Source organism: Pseudomonas sp. B21-021 (genome assembly GCF_024749205.1).
GTDB lineage: Bacteria > Pseudomonadota > Gammaproteobacteria > Pseudomonadales > Pseudomonadaceae > Aquipseudomonas > Aquipseudomonas paraglycinae.
Genome location: NZ_CP087192.1, coordinates 5,936,260 through 5,957,242, shown reverse-complemented (window position 1 = coordinate 5,957,242; position 20,983 = coordinate 5,936,260). Strand labels below are relative to the sequence as shown.

General features: G+C 61.7%; 13 protein-coding genes and 1 pseudogene. 10 read left to right on the top strand and 4 right to left on the bottom strand.

From position 1 onward, the window contains the following. Positions 1-780 precede the first annotated feature (780 nt). The 3 genes from LOY31_RS26850 to LOY31_RS26840 all read left to right on the top strand — a co-directional run bounded on the left by LOY31_RS26850 (position 781) and on the right by LOY31_RS26840 (position 7,512). Positions 781-4,233: a GMC family oxidoreductase N-terminal domain-containing protein gene (locus tag LOY31_RS26850; RefSeq protein ID WP_258712473.1), complete on the top strand. Its 3,453-nt coding sequence runs from the start codon at positions 781-783 to the stop codon at positions 4,231-4,233. A gap of 140 nt (positions 4,234-4,373) precedes the next feature. Further along, positions 4,374-6,242 carry a hypothetical protein gene (locus LOY31_RS26845; RefSeq protein ID WP_221534081.1) on the top strand — a complete coding sequence of 623 codons (1,869 nt, stop codon included), beginning with the start codon at positions 4,374-4,376 and terminating at the stop codon, positions 6,240-6,242. A 25-nt stretch (positions 6,243-6,267) separates the two neighbouring features. Continuing rightward, entirely contained in the window at positions 6,268-7,512 is a 1,245-nt protein-coding gene (locus LOY31_RS26840) for a metallophosphoesterase (RefSeq protein WP_207984170.1), read from the top strand. Positions 7,513-7,618: 106 nt separating this feature from the next. Here LOY31_RS26840 and gbcA read toward each other — a convergent pair whose 3' ends face one another. Further along, entirely contained in the window at positions 7,619-8,911 is a 1,293-nt protein-coding gene (gene gbcA / locus LOY31_RS26835; RefSeq protein WP_127800304.1) for a glycine-betaine demethylase subunit GbcA, read from the bottom strand. Positions 8,912-9,192: 281 nt separating this feature from the next. On the opposite strand from gbcA, the gene gbcB reads away from it, so the two are divergent. Next, on the top strand, positions 9,193-10,293 hold the full coding sequence (gene gbcB / locus LOY31_RS26830; protein WP_011336281.1) for a glycine-betaine demethylase subunit GbcB: 1,101 nt from the start codon (positions 9,193-9,195) through the stop codon (positions 10,291-10,293). A gap of 53 nt (positions 10,294-10,346) precedes the next feature. On the opposite strand, the gene LOY31_RS26825 is transcribed toward gbcB, so the two are convergent. The 3 genes from LOY31_RS26825 to LOY31_RS26815 all read right to left on the bottom strand — a co-directional run bounded on the left by LOY31_RS26825 (position 10,347) and on the right by LOY31_RS26815 (position 13,313). After that, complete coding sequence (locus LOY31_RS26825) at positions 10,347-11,171, bottom strand: NAD(P)-dependent oxidoreductase (protein ID WP_007959799.1); 825 nt, start codon at positions 11,169-11,171, stop codon at positions 10,347-10,349. A gap of 237 nt (positions 11,172-11,408) precedes the next feature. Beyond that, positions 11,409-11,942, bottom strand: a complete 534-nt coding sequence (locus tag LOY31_RS26820) for an REP-associated tyrosine transposase (RefSeq protein WP_258712465.1) — start codon at positions 11,940-11,942, stop codon at positions 11,409-11,411. A 330-nt stretch (positions 11,943-12,272) separates the two neighbouring features. Next, positions 12,273-13,313 (bottom strand): low specificity L-threonine aldolase, encoded by a 1,041-nt coding sequence (locus LOY31_RS26815; RefSeq protein WP_007959802.1) that lies wholly within the window; start codon positions 13,311-13,313, stop codon positions 12,273-12,275. A gap of 128 nt (positions 13,314-13,441) precedes the next feature. Between LOY31_RS26815 and LOY31_RS26810 the strand changes: the two are divergent. From LOY31_RS26810 to LOY31_RS26785, 6 genes and pseudogenes are all read left to right on the top strand, one after another. Then, positions 13,442-14,152 (top strand): annotated as a pseudogene (locus LOY31_RS26810) (TraX family protein). 156 nt (positions 14,153-14,308) lie between these two features. After that, the gene (glyA, locus tag LOY31_RS26805) at positions 14,309-15,562 is read left to right on the top strand and encodes a serine hydroxymethyltransferase (RefSeq protein WP_007959804.1); all 1,254 of its coding nucleotides are present in this window, start codon (positions 14,309-14,311) and stop codon (positions 15,560-15,562) included. A 20-nt stretch (positions 15,563-15,582) separates the two neighbouring features. Next, positions 15,583-16,833, top strand: a complete 1,251-nt coding sequence (locus LOY31_RS26800; RefSeq protein ID WP_003206307.1) for a sarcosine oxidase subunit beta — start codon at positions 15,583-15,585, stop codon at positions 16,831-16,833. A gap of 13 nt (positions 16,834-16,846) precedes the next feature. Further along, entirely contained in the window at positions 16,847-17,176 is a 330-nt protein-coding gene (locus LOY31_RS26795; RefSeq protein WP_007959805.1) for a sarcosine oxidase subunit delta, read from the top strand. Then, entirely contained in the window at positions 17,173-20,190 is a 3,018-nt protein-coding gene (locus tag LOY31_RS26790) for a sarcosine oxidase subunit alpha (RefSeq protein ID WP_221534087.1), read from the top strand. The genes LOY31_RS26795 and LOY31_RS26790 overlap by 4 nt, the downstream gene beginning before the upstream one ends. 147 nt (positions 20,191-20,337) lie before the next feature. Further along, positions 20,338-20,970, top strand: coding sequence for a sarcosine oxidase subunit gamma (locus LOY31_RS26785; RefSeq protein WP_064599941.1), 633 nt, complete (start codon positions 20,338-20,340; stop codon positions 20,968-20,970). Positions 20,971-20,983: the final 13 nt, after the last annotated feature.

Sequence of the window (20,983 nt, the reverse complement as noted above, 5' to 3'; positions counted from 1 at the left end):
GTGGATAAGATGTTCGCTATCCGCTAAGAGCCATATAAACCGTGGCTTACAAAGATTTGATCAAAAAACGCTCAATTCAGCCTTTTAACCCGCTAATCCCCACGCAAACCCCCATTTATCAACGCCTCCAGCGTTTTTCCACAGCGCCCGCCAAGTTACCCCCGAACTCTGTTGGCGCTTCTGTGGATAAGGTGTTCGCCATCCTCTGCAAGCCACGTAATCCGTGCCGTATAGAGTGTTGATCAAAAAACAATCAATCGCTAATGAAAACCCTGCTTCTGGATAAGTCACGGTTTTTCTTCGCAAAATCCCGATTATTTTTCCAGGTCATCCACAGTTGTCCCCATTAGCTGTGGGTGTCTATGTGGATAACTTGTTCGCCAAACTCTGCAGCCCCCGGCGGGCTTAGTCCAAAAGGCAATTGATCAGATTTCATACAGTTCTAAGAGGCTGCCTTGACTTCGATCCGGTGCCTGTCTTCACTGCAATGGCACAAGGACAGCCGTCACTTATCCACATCTGGTTCAGGGAGAACGCGTGATGGATACCCAGCCACACCGCTTACCCCTCAGTCCCTGCACGCTCCGCGCGCTGCCGGCACCTTCGCCGCGAAAGCGCACGTTGCGTCGTGCCGCCAATCAGCACGCCCGCCTGTAGCGCTTGATTCCTGCCTAAACCGTTGTACTGCCGTCGGGATTTCCCGGAGGCCAGGTGCCCGTTCGCCCATCGATTGCAGGCAACCGCAGAGTTGCCCCATCTGCCTGAGAGAGGAACCCCCTCATGACACGGATCGCAACGCCCATCAGCGACATCAAGGAACATTACGACGTGATCGTCATTGGCTCCGGGTACGGCGGCGGCATTGCCGCGTCGCGCCTGTCCCGGGCCGGTAAAAAGGTCTGTCTGCTGGAACGCGGTCGGGAGATCCAGCCCGGCGAATACCCCAACACCATGATCGCCGCGACCGAGGAATTGCAGGTACACGATCCGGACGGCCACATCGGCTCGCGTACCGGGTTGTTCGATCTGCATGTCAACGCGCAGCAGAACGTGGTGGTCGGTTGCGGCCTCGGCGGCACGTCGCTGATCAATGCCAACGTCTCGCTGGAACCGACAGCCGATGTGTTCAAGGATCCACGCTGGCCACTGGCGGTGCGCGAGGATCACGACGGCTTGCTCAAGGCGGGTTACGAAAAAGCCCGGGAGATGCTCAAACCCAATCCCTACCCGAGCACCGCGCCGAACCTGCCGAAGCTTGATGCCAACAAAAAATCCGCAGACTTCCTCAAGCAAGGCGCGCACTTCTACAAGCCGCCGATCAACGTGACCTTCGACAAACTGCCCAACAACCTCAATCACGTCGGCGTCGAGCAACTACCGTGCAACCACTGCGGTGACTGCGTATCGGGCTGTAACAACAAGGCCAAGAACACCACGCTGATGAACTACCTGCCGGACGCCACCAATCACGGCGCGGAGATTTTCTGCCAGGCCCAGGTGCGGCATCTGGAGCGCGACGGCAATGGCTGGATCGTGCACTTCCAGTATCTCGACAGCGGCCGCGAGAAGTTCGACGCGCCGACGCTGTTCGTGAAGGCCGACATCGTCGTGGTTTCTGCGGGCACCCTCGGCTCCACCGAGATTCTGCTGCGCTCGCGGGACAAAGGCCTGGTGATGTCCGGGCAGCTCGGCGAGAACATGAGCGGCAACGGCGACATCCTCGGCTTCGGCCACAACTGCGAGCAGACCATCAACGGCATCGGTTTCGGCGCGCATTCGGCCAAGGAAATGCAACCGGTCGGCCCCTGCATCACTTCGATCATCGACATGCGCACCGAGGGTGACCGCAGCAGTCGCATGGTCATCGAGGAAGGTTCGATCCCCGGCGCGCTCGGCCGGCCGATGGTGCCGGCGATGGCCGGGTTCGCCGAGATGATCGGCAAGCCCACCGACGACAGCTTCAGCGGCAAAGTGAAGTACAAGGAGCGTGAAGCCGAAAGCTTCCTGCGCGGCCCGTATCACGGCGCGCTGCACAACATGCAGACCTACCTGATCATGAGCCACGACAGCGGTCAGGGACGCATGGTCCTCGACAGCAAGGATCAGCTGCGCATCGACTGGCCGGGCGTCGGCGAGCAGGAAAACTTCAAGATCGGCAACGAACGCCTGTACCAGAGCACCAAAGCCCTGGGCGGGATCTGGGTCGAGAATCCGATCTGGACCAAGCTGCTCAAGCACAGCATCGTCTCGGTGCATCCGCTGGGCGGTTGCGTGATGGGCGAAGACGCCGCGCAAGGCGTGGTCAACCACAAGGGCCAGGTGTTCAGCGGTGCCAGTGGCACCGATGTCTACGCCAACCTGTACGTGACCGACGGCGCGGTGATCCCGACGTCACTGGCGGTCAACCCGCTGCTGACCATCTCCGCCGTGAGCGAGCGCAACATGGGCCTGCTGGCCGCCGATCGTGGCTGGACGATCGACTACACGTTGCCGTCGGCCCCGCGTAAACAGACCGCGCCGCCGACCCTCGGCGTGCAGTTCACCGAAACCATGAAGGGCTACTTCTCCCGCGCTTTCACCGCCGCGCAAAGCACCGACCTGAAGGTTTACGAGGCGGCAGCCAAACGTGGCGAGGCGGACAACTCGCCGATCGACTTCACCCTGACCATCACCGCCAACGACCTCAACCGGATGATTAAGGAGCCCGAACACGCCGCGACCATCGTCGGCACGGTGATCGCCCCGGCGCTGTCGCCAGAACCGCTGACCGCCAGCAACGGTGTGTTCAACCTGTTCGAGCAGTTCGAGCAGCAGGTCGATACGCGCCACATGAAATACGACATGAAACTGACCGCCGAGGACGGCCACGACTATTTCTTCAGCGCCTTCAAGACCGTGCCGGAAGACAACGGCGTGCTGAATATCTGGCACGACACCAGCACCCTCTACGTGACGCTGTATCGCGGGCCGGACAAGACCGGCGAGGTGATCGGCTCCGGGGTGATGCACATCAAACCGGCCGATTTCGCCAAGCAGATGACCACCATGAAAGTCCTCAATGCGCGCAACGAGCGTGAGCGCATCGAAGGGCTGGCGCGGTTCGGCAAGTTCTTCGCCGGGATTCTCTGGGAGAGTTATGGCGGGGTGTTTGCCGGTGACAAGTACTTCAACCCCGACGCGCCGCCACGGCTGAAACGGCCATTGGATGCGCCGACGCCGGCCGTGCATTTCTTCTCCACCGAAGACGGCGTCCAGCTGCGCCTGACCCGTTATCAGGCCGGCAGCAAAGGCCCGGTGATGCTGGTGCATGGTCTGGGGGTGGGCTCGAATATCTTTTCCACCGACACCATCCAGACCAACCTGCTCGAATTTCTGTGCAAGCACGACTACGACGTGTGGCTGCTGGATTTCCGGGTGAGCATCCTGTTGCCGGCGAGCAAGAAGGAATGGAACGGCGACCAGATCGCCCAATACGACTTCAAGGCCGCCATCGCACAGATCCAGCAGGAAACCCAAGCCAGGGACGTGCAGTGCGTGGTGCATTGCTACGGCGCCACGACCTTCTTCATGTCGCTGCTCGCCGGTTTGCAGGGCGTGCGTTCGGTGGTCTGCTCGCAGATTGCCGCCGACACGGTGGTCGCGACGGCAACGGGGTTGAAGGCCGGTCTGCACTTGCCGGGAATGCTTGACGCGATCGGCATCAAATCCATGACCGCCTACGCCGACAGCAAGGAGAACTGGTTCAACCGGCTCTACGACAAGGCGCTCAACGGCTACGCGCGGATCGAAGCCCAGGGCTATTGCACCAACCCGGTGTGCCACCGCATCACCTTCATGTACGCCTCGCTGTATCGCCACGACACCCTCAACGAGACCCTGCACGACAACCTGCACGAGCTGTTCGGCGAGTCGAACATCGAGACCTTCGAGCACCTGGCGCTGATCGTGCGCAAAGGGCATCTGGTGGATTTCAAAGGGCACGACGTATACATGCCGCACTTTGATCGGCTGACCATGCCGATCTGTTTTATCAGCGGCGCCGACAACCAGTGTTATCTGCCGGAAAGCACGCTCAAGACTTATCAGCGGGTTTGCGAGAAACACGGGCCGGAACGCTACAGCCGGCATGTGGTGCCGGGTTACGGCCATATCGATTGCATGTTCGGCAAGAACGCGGTGGTCGATGTGTATCCGATCATCCTTGAGCATCTGGAGAAAACAGCCCTCGGATAGCCCCCCGATCGTTCCCACGCTCTGCGTGGGAATGCATACCGGGACGCTCTGCGTCCCAAGAGCGGACGCAGAGCGTCCATGGCGGCATTCCCACGCGGACGGTTCGACGCTTCGACGTGGGTAGGATCTGGGGAACTGATATGGACAGCTACATCCGCTGGTTTCAACGCTTCATCTGGCTCGGCATTGCGATGAACATGGTGTTCGCGATTCCGGCGCTGTTTGCGCCGGGGTTGCTGACATCGGTGGTCGGCCTGCCGCCGCAACTCTCCGACCCGTGGCTGGAAAACGCCGGGATGCTGCTGGTCGGCATCAGCGTGTTCTACATGCCGTCGGGCTTCAACGCGCCGCGCTACGTGGTGCATTCCTGGCTGTGCGTGCTGACGCGGTTGATCGCGGTGGCGTTCTGGATCTACCTGATCAACACCAGCAGCCAGGGCTCGGTGTTCGTGCCGATGCTGATGGGCGACCTGAGCTTTTTCCTGATCCTCGGCATCCTGCTGTACCTCGGCACCACGCCTGAAAACCGACCCTTGGCGCTGCTCTGTGACGGCTGGCGCGAATGGCGCGCAGCGTGGGCGCGGCAGTGGCAGAGTCACGCGTTCAAGGTCGGCACGCTGGTTGTTGTGGCGCTACTGGCGTTCATCGGTTACCAGACCTGGTATCAGATGCTGCGCGTGGTGCCGGAGCAGGATTACGCCTCCGACGAAGATCACTACAAATACGCCGCGATTGGCTTGGGCATCGAAGCGCGGATTCCCTATTACCTGTTCTCGGTATTGCCGCAGATGTGCCCGGAAAAACTGCCGAAACCTGGTGGCTGGGAAGTCTTCGGGTTCCTGTTCGAGAACGGTAAGGACCTGCCGATCGGCATGGCCAAGCGACAGATCGGTTACCCGACCGTCGAGCCGAACTGCGCGCTGTGCCACACCGGTTCCTACCGGGCCAATGCCAGCGACGTCGCGGTGAATGTGCCGAGCGCACCGGCCAATACCCTGCAACTGCAGGCTTTCCAGTGGTTTGCCTACGATTGCGCCAGCGATCCGAAATTCACCACCGACGCGGTGATGGCGGCGATCAACAGCAAGTTCCAGCTCGGCTTCTTCGAGAAGATCTACAACCGTTACCTGATCATCCCGATGGCCAAGACCGCGCTGCTCAAACAGAAGCAGGCCTACGCTTGGCAGAAACTGCGCCCGCAACAGGGGCCGGGGCGCACCGACACCTTCAACCCGACGAAAATGGTGGTGTTCGGCTTCCCGGATGACTCGACCATTGGCACCGTCGACCTGCCGCAAGTGTGGAACCAGAAACCCCGGGAATCGATGTACCTGCACTGGGACGGCAATAACAACAAGATCCACGAGCGCAACTACGCCGCTGCGATGGCCGTGGGCGCGACGCCGGAATCGGTGCTGCCGCCGAGTTTCAACCGGGTGACCAACTGGCTGCTCGGGCACAAGGCGCCGGCGTGGCCGTGGGCACTGGATCAGGCAAAAGTCGCCCAGGGCAAACCGGTGTGGGAGGCTAACTGCGCCGGTTGTCACGATTTCGGTCGCGTCGATACCGGGCAGGTCACCACCAACATCGACCAGCTCGGCACCGATCCGCACCGGCTGAACTCGTTCACCACCGGGCTGGTGGCGGCGTTTCACACCTTCAAGAAACCGCCGTTCGATTTCGGCGCCTATCGCAAGACCCAGAGCTACAGCAACACGCCCACCGACGGCATCTGGCTGCGTGCGCCGTACCTGCACAACGGCTCGGTGCCGACGTTGTGGGACTTGCTGCAACCGCCGGAAAAACGTCCGCAGGTGTTCATCACCGGCTCCGATGTCTACGACCCGGTCAACGTCGGCTTCGTGACCAGTGGCGCCCAGGCCAAAGCTTCGGCGGATTTCACCTACGACACGCGCCTGGAAGGCAACCACAACAGCGGTCACCTGTACGGCACGACGCTGTCGGACGACGACAAGCGTGCGCTGATCGAATTCATGAAAACCCTGTGAACCCTTACGGATAGAGGATTACGTCATGTCAGCGGTCGGACATCTGAAGCACGAATACGACAAGGTCAAGGTGCGCCTGCACGGCTTGTTCACGCGCATCGAAATGGCCTGGATGAAACTCATCAGCGAACTCGAACCCAAGGAGTTCGAGGCCATCATCAAGCTGCTCCAGCGCGGTCACGACCAGGCGCAATACGTGCTCAAGCATGGCGAGCTGCCTGACGACGAGCCGGCGGTGCCGTGGGAGTTGTCCCACGGCTTGTCGATCCTGCGCATCGGCAACGCGACGCCGCTGCCGCAATCGCCCGATCAACTGCAGACCAAGGTGCTCAAGGACGGCACGCTGCTGGGCTGCCGCAAATGGGAGCTGCTGGATCTGCTGTGGAGCGAGGCGCTGCTCAAGTGGATTGAAAACCTGCGCCATCACGCGACCTTCGGCACCGATCCGGCGCTGGTGAAAATGGAGCGTGAAGTGACGCTGGCGATTGCCGGCGACTGGGGCACCGGGCCGTTCAACAGCCATGCGCCGGCGGTGTCGGTGGCGAACCAGATGCAACTGGCCAATGCCGACTTCACCATTCATTTGGGGGATGTTTATTACGCCGGCACCCACTCTCAGGAAGACACCGACATGGCGGGCTGGCCGATGGGCACCCACGGCTCGTTCACCCTCAATTCCAACCACGAGATGTACAGCGGCGCCCACGGTTATTTCAAGGAACTGGCCGCGCGTTTTCCGGGGCAGCAGGGCACCAGCTACTTCGCCCTGATCAACGACGACTGGCTGATAGTCGGGCTGGACACGGCGTACGCCTCGGACGTCATGAACCTGTACATGGACGGAACGCTGAACAAGCCGCAGATCGAGTGGATGAAGGGCCTGCCGAAACGCAAGAAACTCATGGTGCTCAGCCACCATCAGGGCTTCGACATCACCGGGCACAACAAGACCGCGCTGTATCAACCGGTGTGCGATGCGCTGGGGCGTGAGCCGGATTACTGGTATTGGGGGCATCTGCACAACGGCATCGTCTACGCGACCCAGGGCGGGCTGCATGCGCGTTGTGCCGGCCACGGAGCGATTCCCTACGGCACCACCAGCGAGCTGAACGGACATTCGCGGGTGCTGTTTTCGGAGACGAAGGATGCGAACGATCCGGACTATCCGCTGCGGGTGTTGAACGGCTACGCGAAGATCAGGTTGGTGGGGGAGGAGATTTTCGAGGAGTTTATTGGTGAGGATGGCAGTGTGAGGTGGTCATCCAAGTGATGCGATGACAGTGATGACGCCATCGCTAGCAGGCTAGCTCCCACACTGGATCTCCGGTGCACAGAAATCCCCTGTGGGAGCCAGCCTGCTGACGATGCTTTTGCTGTTAGCCTTGGACTGGCACGCCTTTGAGGTATGGCGCCGGCTCGGCCCCCAGGTTGCTCAGCATCCGCTCGCTGTACCAGTCGACGAAGTTGACCACGCCAAATTCATAGGTTTTGGAATACGGGCCCGGCTGGTACGCGGTGGAGTTGATCCCGCGCTGGTTTTCTTCGGCCAGACGACGGTCCTGATCGTTGGTCGCGTCCCACACCTGGCGCATGCGCTCGACGTCGTAGTCCACGCCTTCGACCGCATCCTTGTGCACCAGCCACTTGGTGGTGACCATGGTTTCCTGGGCGCTGATCGGCCACACGGTGAACACGATGATGTGGTCGCCCATGCAGTGGTTCCACGAGTGCGGCAAGTGCAGGATGCGCATCGAGCCCAGGTCCGGGTTCTTGATCCGGCCCATCAGCTTGGCGCAGCCCTGTTTGCCGTCCATGGTCATCGACACGGTGCCCTTGAGCAGCGGCATGCGCACGATGCGGTTACGCAGGCCGAAACTGGCGTGAGCGTAAGGAATCTTCTCGGCTTCCCAGGCAGCGGCGGAGGCGGCGACGTGATCCTTGAACGCCTGATCGGCGCGCGGGTCGGTGACGTCGTCCCATTCCAGCAGGGTTTTCAGCAACTCAGGGTGCGAGCCGCCGCAGTGGTAGCACTCGCGATTGTTTTCCAGCACCAGTTTCCAGTTGGCCTTCTCCATCAAGGTGGTGGTAATCGCCACCTTGGTGTTCTCCATGTCGTACGGTTCCATGTAGTGGTTCAGGGTCGACAGGAAGTCATCGATGGCCGGCGGGTTCTCCGCCAGGCTGATGAAGATGTAGCCGCCGGCGGTCTTCACGTTCACCGGTTTGAGGCCGTACTGCTTCATGTCGAAGTCGGCGCCCATCTCGGTGCCGGCGAACAGCAGGCGCCCGTCCAGCTCATACGTCCACTGGTGGTAGTGGCAGACCAGTTTGGCGACCTTGCCCTTGTCGCTGGTGCACAGGCGCGAGCCACGGTGGCGGCAGACGTTGTGAAACGCGTGCACCACGCCTTCGGCACCGCGAATCACGATGATCGGGTTCTTGCCGATCTGCAGGGTGATGTAGTTGCCCTTGGCCGGGATTTCGCAGGTCATGCCGGCGATCAACCACTCTTTCTGGAAGATCTCCTGCATGTCGATATCGAACAGGCGCTCGTCACTGTAGAACGGCTGCGGCAGGGAGTAGGTGCGCTCGCGCTCCTGCAGCATTTGTGCGGTGGCCTTGCGTGCGGGTTCCAGCGGGTCGCCCAGGCTGATTTTTGCGGTGTCCATCGATGTAATCCTCAAGGCCATCTGCGTGGCCGCGAAAGTGGCTGATCAGGGTTGCAGCGCAAGGTGTAAAGAATCTGTTTGTGTTGGGGGCGAGTGTGGGGCCGCCGCTGCCCGGAACCTTATCCATGGGCGACATGGTGCAATCTGTTCCCGACGCGCAACCCCCGGTGGTTGGGGGCTGGTCGCGATAAGTATGTCAATGTCGCGGATAGGTAAACGGGGCGTCTGCGCTATACGCAGAATCGCCACATGAAGGCCGACAGTCGGCCGTGGAGAACAGCATGTCGAACAGCTTCCTGAATCCGGTCACCACCCAGACCTGGGCCAATGGCCGACACATCGTCCGTTGCGTCAAAGTCATCCAGGAAACCTGGGATGTGCGCACCTTCTGTTTCATGGCCGACCAGCCGATCCTGTTCTTCTTCAAGCCTGGGCAGTTCGTGACCCTGGAGCTGGAAATCGAAGGCCAGCCGATCATGCGCTCGTACACCATCTCCAGTTCGCCGTCGGTGCCGTACAGCTTTTCGGTGACCATCAAGCGGGTGCCGGGGGGCAAGGTGTCCAACTGGCTGCACGACACGTTGCACGAAGGCCAGGAGCTGGCGGTGCACGGGCCGGTCGGGCTGTTCAACGCCATCGACTTCCCGAGCCCGAAAGTGCTGTACCTGAGCGGCGGTGTCGGTATCACCCCAGTGATGTCGATGGCGCGCTGGTTCTACGACACCAACGGCAACGTCGACATGACGTTTATCCACAGCGCCCGCTCGCCGAAAGACATCATTTACCACCGCGAGCTGGAACACATGGCGTCGCGGATCGACAACTTCAGCCTGCACCTGATCTGCGAGAAACACGGGCTGGGCGAGCCGTGGGCCGGCTATCGCGGCTACCTCAACCACAAGATGCTGGAACTGATGGTGCCGGACTTCCTCGAGCGCGAAGTCTTCTGCTGCGGCCCGACGCCGTACATGACGGCGGTCAAGCGCCTGCTGGAAAACGCCGGCTACGACATGAAGCGCTATCACGAGGAATCCTTCGGCGCCACGCCACCGGAAGCCCGCGCCGATGCGGTGGAGCAGGCGGAACAGGCAGCGGAAGCACCGGAAGTGCCGGCGGCGGATCTGCACCTGGTGGAATTCACCTCATCGGACAAGAGCATCCGCGTTGCCCCGGGCGAGACCGTGCATGCGGCGGCCGCGAAGGTCGGCCTGATGATCCCGAAAGCCTGCGGCATGGGGATCTGCGGGACGTGCAAGGTGCTCAAGCTGGGCGGCGAAGTGGAGATGGATCACAACGGCGGGATCACCGAGGACGACGAGGCGGAGGGGTACATCCTTTCTTGCTGCAGCGTGCCGAAGGGGGATGTTCGTATCGAGTACTGATGCCGGCATGAAACCTGTGGGAGCGAACAGGCTCGGTCCCACAGGTTTGTCGTTCAATCGACGAACAAATCCGTCATCAACTTCGCATCACTCCCCGGCTCAAAGCGGTAATGATCAAACTCGGTCACGCCGCTCTCACGCAAAATCTCCTCATCAATCAACAACCGCCCGGTAATCCGCCGCTCGCTGCTACTTAGAATCACATGCGCCGCATCCGCCATGATCGCCGGCGTCCTCGCATGTTTGAACGACTCCCGATTGCCCAGCTGAAACTCAATCGCCGCCGTGGCGATCATGGTCTGCGGCCACAGCGAATTGACGCTGATCCCATAGTTGGCGAACTCCTCGCTCATCCCGACAGTCAGCATGCTCATGCCGTACTTGGTCACGGTGTAGGGGCTGTACTGCGCGAACCATTTACTGGCCAGATTCAGCGGCGGTGACAGGTTGAGAATGTGCCCGGAGGATTTCTTCAGATAGGGCAGCGCCGCCTGGCTGCACAGCAACACCGCGCGGGTGTTGATCTGATGCATCAGGTCGAAACGCTTGAGTTCTATGTGCTGCACACCGGTCAACTTGATCGCCCCGGCGTTGTTCACCAGCGCATCAATCCCACCGAAATGTTCATTGGCCTGAGCCAGCGCCTGACGCACCGCGTCTTCATCACGCACATCCAGTTGCAGCGCCAGGGCCTTGCCGCCGGCCGCTTCGACTTCAGCGGCGACGCTGTGGATGGTGCCGGGCAACTTGGCGTGCGGCTCGGCGCTCTTGGCCGCGATCACGATATTGGCCCCGTCCTGTGCAGCCCGCAGCGCAATCTCGCGCCCGATGCCACGGCTGGCGCCGGTGATGAACAAGGTTTTGCCTTTTAGCGACATGCGCAAGCTCCTGCTTATTGTTATGTGAGCGATGGCTCGACAGACAATGTAGACGATGGAGCTGAAACGGGAGGGAGCCAGATCGTTCCCACGCTCCGCGTGGGAATGCAGCCTGTGACGCTCCGCGTCATGACGATGCCTGGCGTTGCATCGGTGGTGCGGCAGGAACGCGGAGCGTCCCGGTATGCATTCCCACGCAGAGCGTGGGAACGATCTGCGTGTGGGATAGCGGGAGCTTCAGTACCAGCGTTGAACCTCGATCAGCCCGTCCAGCCCTGCATAGTTTCGGGCGCTCGAATACCGCCAGTGCTCCGGCAGCTCCACATAACCACGCTTTACCGGGTTGTTGTGGATGTAATCGAGTTTCTGGCGCATGACTTCTTCGCTGTAGACCATCTCCGCGTGAGCACCTTCCTGCCACATCTGATACACCCGATCTTCCTTGTGTGTCCGTTTGCTGAAGCGAAGGCGCTTCAATGCTCTTTCTGCACCCCTGTTTTGCAGGTCATCAATGATCTGTCGGGCTGTGAAGGATTTGAACTGGCTCAGGCATTTACTCAGGTCAGGCGCCTGGGCGACGAAATGCAGGTGGTTTTCCAGGATCACGTAACCGTAGAGCTTCAGTTGCTGGTGGGTTTGTTGATAGCGCCAACAGTTGAGCAGGTGGTCGACGAGATGAGGGCGGACGAACAGTGGCAGCCACTCCACCAGCGTGCAGGTCAGGAAGTGAGGCTTGTCGGGTTCGGTGATGGTGTAGCGGCTTCGGCCCATGGGATTCATCCTTGAATCTTGCGGTGCTGCTGAGAGGAGCGCGGAGCGTCCCCTGATGCACTCCGACGCAGACGGTTCGACGCCTCGACGTGGGAACGATCAGAGTGAGGTGGCCGGAGTGATCGCGCTAGAGGCGAAGTCTGTAGCGGCGGTGGGAAAAGTCATTTGTAGCTTTTAGTTGAGATCGTTCCCACGCTCTGCGTGGGAATGCGGCCCTTGACGCTCCGCGTCATGACGGTGTTCGGCGTTGCATCGGCGGTGCGGCAGGAACGCGGAGCGTCCCGGGAGGCATTCCCACGCGGAGCGTGGGAACGATCAAGGAGGAGGCGATCAGGCCGACATGACTTCGCGGATGTCGCGTGCCAGTTCGCGGACGCGTTCTTCTTCGGTGTCCCACGAGCACATGAAGCGGGCGCCGCCCTTGCCGATGAAGGTGTAGAAGCGCCAGCCGCGCGCGGTCAGGGCGGCGATGGCCGGTTCCGAGAGTTGCAGGAACACGCCGTTGGCCTGGACCGGGAACATCAGCTCCACGCCCGGGATGTCGCTGACCAGTTCGGCCAGCAGTTGCGCGCAGTGGTTGGCGTGGCGGGCGTATTTGAGCCAGGCGTCGTTTTCCAGGATGCCGACCCACGGGGCCGACAGGAAGCGCATCTTCGAGGCCAGTTGCCCGGCCTGTTTGCAGCGGTAGTCGAAGTCTTCGGCCAGTTTGTGGTTGAAGAACAGGATCGCCTCACCCACCGCCATGCCGTTTTTCGTGCCGCCGAAGCACAGCACGTCGACGCCGGCCTTCCAGGTCAGGTCCGCCGGCGAGCAGCCGAGGAATGCGCAGGCGTTGGAGAAACGCGCGCCGTCCATGTGCAGGTTCAGGCCCAGCTCCTTGCAGGTGTCGCTGATGGCCCGGACTTCTTCCGGGGTGTAGACGCTGCCGACCTCGGTGGCCTGGGTCAGGGTCACGACGCGCGGTTTCGGGTAGTGAATGTCCTGGCGCTTGAGTGCGACTTCGCGGATCGAGGCCGGGGTGATCTTGCCGTTTTCGGTGCCGGCGATCAGCAGTTTCGAACCGTTGGAGAAGAATTCCGGGGCGCCGCATTCGTCGGTTTCGACGTGGGCGGTTTCCGAGCAGATCACGCTGTGGTAACTCTGGCACAGCGACGACAGCGCGAGGGAGTTGGCGGCGGTGCCGTTGAAGGCGAAGAACACTTCGCAGTCGGTCTCGAACAGCTTGCGGAAATAATCGGAGGCGCGTGCTGTCCACTCATCGTCGCCATAGGCGCGCTGGTGGCCGTGGTTGGCCTGTTCCATGGCAGCCCAGGCTTCGGGGCAGATACCGGAGTAGTTGTCGCTGGCGAATTGTTGGCTCTTGTCGGTCATGGCCGGCTTCCGTGATCGAGGCGCTTGTGGCGCTTCGTGGGGTCAATGATGGTGCGCACTGTACCGAAGATCATCCGGGGAGCACACGGGATGTCGCTGTCAGAACTTTACAAGGATGCGAGCCGATTATGCACCTGAGCCAGCGCGACGGCGCACTCGATCTGCTCAAGTGGCTGGCGCTGCTGAGCATGCTGCTCGATCACCTGCGATATGTCGGGATCGGCGCCGATTGGCTGTATGTGCCGGGGCGGCTGGCGTTCCCGTGGTTCTGCCTGGCGATGGCGGCGAATCTGGCACGGGACGGCGCGCGCAAGACCGAATGGCGCTATCTGGGCTGGTTGTTACTGTTCAGCCTGCTCAGCGAGATTCCCTATCGTTTGTACATTCCCGAGCCCGACACCTTGAACGTGATGCCCACGCTGGCGCTGGGCTTGCTGGTGGCGCGGGGCTGGCAGGACCCAACGCTGATTTCGCGACTGCTGGGTGTCAGTGCTTTGCTGGTCGCCGCGCTGTTCCCGTAGCGACTGATGTTCGGTCTGTTCGGCGTCCTGCTGCCGCTGGCGATGTTGCTGGTGTTTCGCAAACCCTGGTTTTTCAGCCTGCTGCCGGGGCTGGTGTGTCTGGCGGCGAATCAGTGGCGGGTGCTCTACGAATCCGCGCAGTTCGGCAACATTGTCGCAATCCTCGGGATTGCGACCTGCCTGATCGCGCCACTGCTCGGAATGTTCCTGTTGCGACACGCCACTTACCTCCACGCGCCACCCATGCGGCGCTGGGCGTATGCGCTCTATCCCGCGCATTTCGTGGTTCTTCTGGCCTTGCGCCAGCTGCTTGTTTGAGTCCGTCGTCCCCGTCATGTCGTAAACGCACCTTTGCGTGGCGTCCGTAGGCATTTGACCTCCCTGCGCCGGCCATACCATCGCATCAAAGGGCATTGGCTGAACGCCGTGCCTTACCGAGACGAATGGCGCACAGATGCCGCTGGGAGAGACGCGATGTTCAGCAAGCAAGACCAGATCCAGGGTTACGACGATGCACTGCTGGCGGCGATGAATGCCGAGGAGCAACGTCAGGAAGATCACATCGAGCTGATCGCGTCGGAGAACTACACCAGCAAACGCGTGATGGAAGCGCAAGGCAGCGGCCTGACCAACAAATACGCCGAAGGCTATCCGGGCAAGCGCTACTACGGTGGCTGCGAGCACGTCGACAAGGTTGAAGCGCTGGCCATCGAACGCGCCAAGCAACTGTTCGGCGCCGATTATGCCAACGTCCAGCCGCACTCCGGTTCTTCGGCCAACAGCGCCGTGTACCTGGCCCTGCTGCAAGCAGGCGACACCATCCTCGGCATGAGCCTGGCCCACGGTGGTCACCTGACCCACGGCGCCAAGGTCTCGTCCTCGGGCAAGCTGTACAACGCCGTGCAGTACGGCATCGACACCAAGACTGGCCTGATCGATTACGACGAAGTCGAGCGTCTGGCTGTCGAGTGCAAGCCGAAGATGATCGTCGCCGGTTTCTCGGCCTACTCGAAAACCCTCGACTTCCCGCGCTTCCGTCAGATCGCCGACAAGGTCGGTGCGCTGCTGTTCGTCGACATGGCCCACGTCGCCGGTCTGGTGGCTGCCGGTCTGTACCCGAACCCGCTGCCGTATGCCGACGTGGTCACCACCACCACCCACAAGACCCTGCGCGGTCCGCGTGGCGGGCTGATCCTGGCCAAGTCCAACGAAGAAATCGAGAAGAAGCTCAACGCCGCAGTATTCCCCGGCGCCCAGGGCGGCCCGCTGATGCACGTCATCGCCGGTAAAGCCGTGTGCTTCAAGGAAGCGCTGGAGCCTGGCTTCAAGGCCTATCAGCAACAAGTGATCGACAACGCCCAGGCGATGGCGAGCGTATTTATCAAACGTGGCTACGATGTAGTGTCCGGCGGCACCGACAACCACCTGTTCCTGGTCAGCCTGATCCGTCAGGGCCTCACCGGTAAGGACGCAGACGCTGCGCTCGGTCGCGCGCACATCACCGTCAACAAGAACGCCGTACCGAACGACCCGCAGTCGCCGTTCGTGACCTCCGGCCTGCGCATCGGCACCCCGGCGGTGACCACTCGCGGCTTCAAGGTGACCCAGTGCGTGACGCTGGCCGGCTGGATCTGCGACATCCTCGACAACCTCGGCGATGCCGATGTCGAGGCCAACGTCGCCCAGCAGGTTTCTGCCCTGTGCGCTGACTTCCCGGTTTATCGCTGAGCGTTCTGGAGTACATGACTATGCAACGCTATTCGGGCTTCGGCCTCTTCAAACACTCCCTCAGCCACCACGAAAACTGGCAGCGCATGTGGCGCACGCCGACCCCGAAAAAGGTCTACGACGTGGTCATCGTCGGCGGCGGCGGGCACGGTCTGGCGACGGCCTACTATCTGGCCAAAGAGCACGGCATCACCAACGTGGCCGTGGTCGAGAAGGGCTGGCTGGGCGGCGGTAACACCGCGCGCAACACCACCATCGTTCGCTCCAACTACCTGTGGGACGAGTCGGCGCACCTGTACGAACACGCGATGAAACTGTGGGAAGGCCTGTCTCAGGACCTGAACTACAACGTGATGTTCTCCCAGCGTGGCGTCTACAACCTGTGCCACACCCTGCAGGACATTCGTGATTCCGAGCGTCGGGTCAGCGCCAACCGCCTCAACGGCGTCGACGGCGAACTGCTCAACGCCAAGCAGGTCGCGGACGAAATTCCGTACCTCGACTGCTCGAAAAACACCCGCTACCCGGTGATGGGCGCAACCGTTCAGCGTCGCGGCGGCGTGGCCCGTCACGATGCCGTGGCGTGGGGCTTTGCCCGTGCCGCCGACGCCCTCGGCGTGGACTTGATCCAGCAGACCGAAGTGATCGGTTTCCGCAAGGAAAACGGCGTGTGCATCGGTGTCGAAACCAACAAGGGCTTTATCGGCGCCAAGCGCGTCGGCGTGGTCACCGCCGGTAACTCCGGGCACATGGCCAAGCTCGCCGGTTTCCGTCTGCCGATCGAATCCCACCCGCTGCAGGCGCTGGTGTCCGAGCCGATCAAGCCGATCATCGACAGCGTGATCATGTCCAACGCCGTGCACGGCTACATCAGCCAGTCCGACAAGGGCGACCTGGTGATCGGCGCCGGTATCGACGGCTACAACGGCTACGGTCAGCGCGGTTCCTACCCGGTGATCGAGCACACCATTCAGGCCATCGTCGAGATGTTCCCGGTGCTGTCTCGGGTGCGCATGAACCGTCAGTGGGGCGGCATCGTCGACACCACGCCGGACGCCTGCCCGATCATTTCGAAAACCCCGGTGCCGAACATGTTCTTCAACTGTGGTTGGGGCACCGGTGGCTTCAAGGCAACACCTGGCTCGGGCAACGTGTTTGCCGCAAGCCTGGCCAAGGGTGAAATGCACCCGCTGGCCGCACCTTTCTCCATCGACCGTTTCCACAACGGTGCGTTGATCGACGAACACGGCGCTGCGGCTGTCGCCCACTAACAGGAGAAATCCCATGTTGCATATCTTCTGTCCTCACTGCGGCGAACTGCGCTCCGAAGAGGAATTCCACGCATCCGGCCAGGCGCACATCCCGCGCCCGCTGGACCCTGCAAGCTGCACCGACGAGGAGTGGGGCGACTACATGTTCTTCCGCGACAACCCGCGCGGTCTGCACCACGAGTTGTGGGATCACGTCGCCGGTTGCCGCCAGTACTTCAACGTCACCCGCGACACCGTGACCTACGAGATTCTCGAAACCTACAAGATCGGCACCAAGCCGCAATTCACCGACAAGGCTGACACTGCGAAAACAGCCACGACGGCGCTGGGAGAGAAGGTATGAGCCAGACCAATCGCCTGTCCAACGGTGGACGGATCGACCGCAACAAAGTGCTGAGCTTCACCTTCAACGGTCAGACCTACAAAGGGTTTGAAGGCGACTCGCTGGCCGCAGCCCTGCTGGCCAACGGTGTCGACATCATTGGCCGCAGCTTCAAGTATTCGCGTCCGCGCGGCATCTTCGCCGCCGGTGCCGAGGAGCCGAACGCGGTGTTGCAGATCGGTGCGACCGAAGCCACTCAGATCCCTAACGTGCGCGCCACGCAACAGGCGTTGTACCAGGGCCTGGTCGCCACCAGCACCAACGGCTGGCCGAGCGTCAACAACGACATGATGGGGATTCTCGGCAAGGTCGGCGGCAAGCTGATGCCGCCGGGCTTCTACTACAAAACCTTCATGTATCCGCAATCGTTCTGGATGACTTACGAGAAGTACATTCGTAAGGCCGCAGGTTTAGGTCGTTCGCCGACCGAGAACGATCCGGACACCTACGACTACATGAACCAGCACTGCGACGTGCTGATCGTCGGCGCCGGCCCGGCCGGTCTGGCCGCTGCACTGGCCGCTGCGCGCAGCGGTGCCCGGGTGATCATCGCCGATGAACAGGAAGAGTTCGGCGGCAGCCTGCTCGACTCCCGCGAAAGCCTCGACGGCAAGCCAGCCGTGGAGTGGGTTGCCAGTGTCGTTGCCGAATTGAAGAACACTCCGGACGTGCTGCTGTTGCCGCGCGCCACGGTCAACGGTTACCACGACCACAACTTCCTGACCATTCACGAACGCCTCACCGATCACCTCGGCGACCGCGCTCCGATCGGTCAGGTGCGTCAGCGCATCCACCGCGTCCGCGCCAAGCGTGTGGTGCTGGCCACCGGTGCTCACGAGCGTCCGCTGGTCTACGGCAACAACGACGTGCCGGGCAACATGCTCGCCGGCGCGGTATCGACTTACGTGCGCCGTTATGGTGTGGCACCGGGCAAAAAACTGGTGCTGTCGACCAACAACGATCACGCCTATCGCGTGGCGCTGGACTGGCTCGACGCAAGTCTGCAAGTCGTCGCCATCGCCGACGCCCGCAGCAACCCGCGTGGTGCGCTGGTGGAAGAAGCGCGCGCCAAAGGCATTCGCATCCTCACCGGCAGCGCCGTGATCGAGGCCCGTGGCAGCAAGCACGTCACCGCTGCCCGCGTGGCGGCGATCGATGTCAAAGGCCACAAGGTCACCAGCCCGGGCGAATGGCTCGACTGCGACCTGATCGCCAGCTCCGGCGGTTACAGCCCGGTGGTTCACCTGGCGTCGCACCTCGGCGGCAAGCCGATCTGGCGCGAAGACATCCTCGGTTTCGTACCGGGCGAAGCACCGCAGAAACGCGTGTGCGTCGGTGGCATCAACGGCGTCTACGGTCTCGGCGATTCCCTGGCCGACGGTTTTGAAGGCGGCGTGCGCGCTGCGTCCGAAGCCGGGTTCCAGAGCGTCGAAGCGGTCCTGCCGAAAGCCTTGAGCCGTCTGGAAGAACCGACGCTGGCGCTGTTCCAGGTGCCGCACGAAAAAGCCACTGCACGGGCGCCGAAGCAATTCGTCGACCTGCAGAACGACGTGACCGCCGCCGCCATCGAACTGGCGACCCGCGAAGGTTTCGAGTCGGTCGAGCACGTCAAACGCTACACCGCGCTGGGCTTCGGCACCGATCAGGGCAAGCTCGGCAACGTCAACGGCCTGGCGATTGCCGCCCGTTCGCTGAACGTGACCATCCCGCAGATGGGCACCACGATGTTCCGTCCGAACTACACGCCGGTGACTTTCGGCGCGGTAGCCGGCCGTCACTGCGGGCACATCTTCGAACCGGTGCGTTACACCGCACTGCATCAATGGCACCTGAAAAACGGCGCCGAGTTCGAAGACGTCGGTCAGTGGAAACGTCCGTGGTACTTCCCGAAAAACGGCGAAGACATGCATGCCGCCGTCAAACGCGAATGCAAGGCCGTGCGTGACAGCGTCGGTCTGCTCGACGCTTCGACCCTGGGCAAGATCGACATCCAGGGCCCGGACGCCCGCGAGTTTCTCAACCGCGTGTACACCAACGCCTGGACCAAGCTCGACGTGGGCAAGGCCCGTTACGGCCTGATGTGCAAGGAAGACGGCATGGTCTTCGACGACGGTGTGACGGCGTGTCTGGCCGACAACCATTTCGTCATGACCACCACCACCGGCGGCGCGGCTCGCGTCCTGCAGTGGCTGGAGCTGTACCACCAGACCGAATGGCCGGACATGAAGGTCTACTTCACCTCCGTCACCGACCACTGGGCGACCATGACCCTGTCCGGCCCGAACAGCCGCAAGCTGCTCAGCGCCGTGACCGACATCGACCTGGCCAACGAAGCGTTCCCGTTCATGACCTGGAAAGAAGGTCTGGTCGGCGGTGTGCCGGCGCGGGTGTTCCGCATCTCGTTCACCGGTGAGCTGTCGTACGAAGTCAACGTCCAGGCTGACTACGCGATGGGCGTGCTGGAAAAAATCGTCGAGGCGGGCAAGCAGTACAACCTGACGCCGTACGGCACTGAAACCATGCACGTCCTGCGGGCCGAGAAGGGCTTCATCATCGTCGGCCAGGACACCGATGGCTCGATGACCCCGGACGATCTGAACATGGGCTGGTGTGTCGGTCGCACCAAACCGTTCTCGTGGATCGGCCAGCGCGGCATGAACCGTGAAGACTGCGTGCGTGACCAGCGTAAGCAGCTGGTCGGCCTGAAGCCGATCGATCCGAACGTATGGCTGCCGGAAGGTGCACAGCTGGTGTTCAACACCAAGCAGTCGATCCCGATGACCATGGTCGGCCACGTGACCTCCAGCTACGCGCACAACTCCCTCGGCTATTCGTTTGCCATGGGCGTGGTGAAGGGCGGTCTGAAGCGTCTGGGCGAGCGGGTGTTCGCACCGCTGGCGGATGGCAGCGTGATCGAGGCGGAAATCGTTTCTTCGGTGTTCTTCGATCCGAAAGGCGATCGCCAGAACATTTGACACTGATCGTTCCCACGTCGAGGCGTCGAACCGTCTGCGTGGGAATGCATCCCGGGACGCTCCGCGTCCCAAGAGCGGACGCAGAGCGTCCATGGCGGCATTCCCACGCAGAGCGTGGGAACGATCAAACAAAAGAATAGGTGCTTTATGACCGCAGCCAACGTTTACCAACAACGCCCGACCACCGGGGCCAAGGCCGAGTCGTCGCTGCATCACGCCGACCTCGCCAGCCTGGTCGGCAAGGGCCGCAAGACCGCCGGCGTGACCGTGCGCGAAAAGAAACTCCTCGGCCATCTGACCATCCGTGGCGACGGCCACGATGCCGCATTCGCCGCCGGTGTGCACAAGGCGCTGGGCATTGAATTGCCGGGCGCCCTGAGCGTGATCGTCAAAGGCGAAACCAGCCTGCAATGGATGGGCCCTGACGAGTGGCTGCTGATCGTGCCGAGCGGTGAAGAGTTCGCTGCCGAGCAGAAACTGCGCGAAGCGCTGGGCGATCTGCACATCGCAATCGTCAACGTCAGCGGCGGCCAGCAGGTGCTGGAGTTGAGCGGCCCGAACGTGCGTCAGGTGCTGATGAAATCCACCAGCTACGACGTGCACCCGAACAACTTCCCGGTCGGCAAGGCTGTCGGCACGGTGTTCGCCAAGTCGCAGCTGATGATCCGCCACACCGCCGAAGACACCTGGGAACTGCTGATCCGTCGCAGCTTCTCGGATTACTGGTGGTTGTGGTTGCAGGATGCGTCCGCCGAATACGGCCTTAGCGTTCAGGCCTGATCAGGAGAAAACG

What these genes read in the sequence shown, in the direction of transcription:
- LOY31_RS26825 (WP_007959799.1), bottom strand. Translation starts at nt 11,171, where the DNA reads ATGTCGCTAAAAGGCAAAACCTTGTTCATCACCGGCGCCAGCCGTGGC.
- LOY31_RS26790 (WP_221534087.1), top strand. Translation starts at nt 17,173, where the DNA reads ATGAGCCAGACCAATCGCCTGTCCAACGGTGGACGGATCGACCGCAAC.
- LOY31_RS26845 (WP_221534081.1), top strand. Translation starts at nt 4,374, where the DNA reads ATGGACAGCTACATCCGCTGGTTTCAACGCTTCATCTGGCTCGGCATT.
- LOY31_RS26840 (WP_207984170.1), top strand. Translation starts at nt 6,268, where the DNA reads ATGTCAGCGGTCGGACATCTGAAGCACGAATACGACAAGGTCAAGGTG.
- LOY31_RS26820 (WP_258712465.1), bottom strand. Translation starts at nt 11,942, where the DNA reads ATGGGCCGAAGCCGCTACACCATCACCGAACCCGACAAGCCTCACTTC.
- LOY31_RS26795 (WP_007959805.1), top strand. Translation starts at nt 16,847, where the DNA reads ATGTTGCATATCTTCTGTCCTCACTGCGGCGAACTGCGCTCCGAAGAG.
- LOY31_RS26785 (WP_064599941.1), top strand. Translation starts at nt 20,338, where the DNA reads ATGACCGCAGCCAACGTTTACCAACAACGCCCGACCACCGGGGCCAAG.
- LOY31_RS26800 (WP_003206307.1), top strand. Translation starts at nt 15,583, where the DNA reads ATGCAACGCTATTCGGGCTTCGGCCTCTTCAAACACTCCCTCAGCCAC.
- gbcA (WP_127800304.1), bottom strand. Translation starts at nt 8,911, where the DNA reads ATGGACACCGCAAAAATCAGCCTGGGCGACCCGCTGGAACCCGCACGC.
- glyA (WP_007959804.1), top strand. Translation starts at nt 14,309, where the DNA reads ATGTTCAGCAAGCAAGACCAGATCCAGGGTTACGACGATGCACTGCTG.
- LOY31_RS26815 (WP_007959802.1), bottom strand. Translation starts at nt 13,313, where the DNA reads ATGACCGACAAGAGCCAACAATTCGCCAGCGACAACTACTCCGGTATC.
- gbcB (WP_011336281.1), top strand. Translation starts at nt 9,193, where the DNA reads ATGTCGAACAGCTTCCTGAATCCGGTCACCACCCAGACCTGGGCCAAT.
- LOY31_RS26850 (WP_258712473.1), top strand. Translation starts at nt 781, where the DNA reads ATGACACGGATCGCAACGCCCATCAGCGACATCAAGGAACATTACGAC.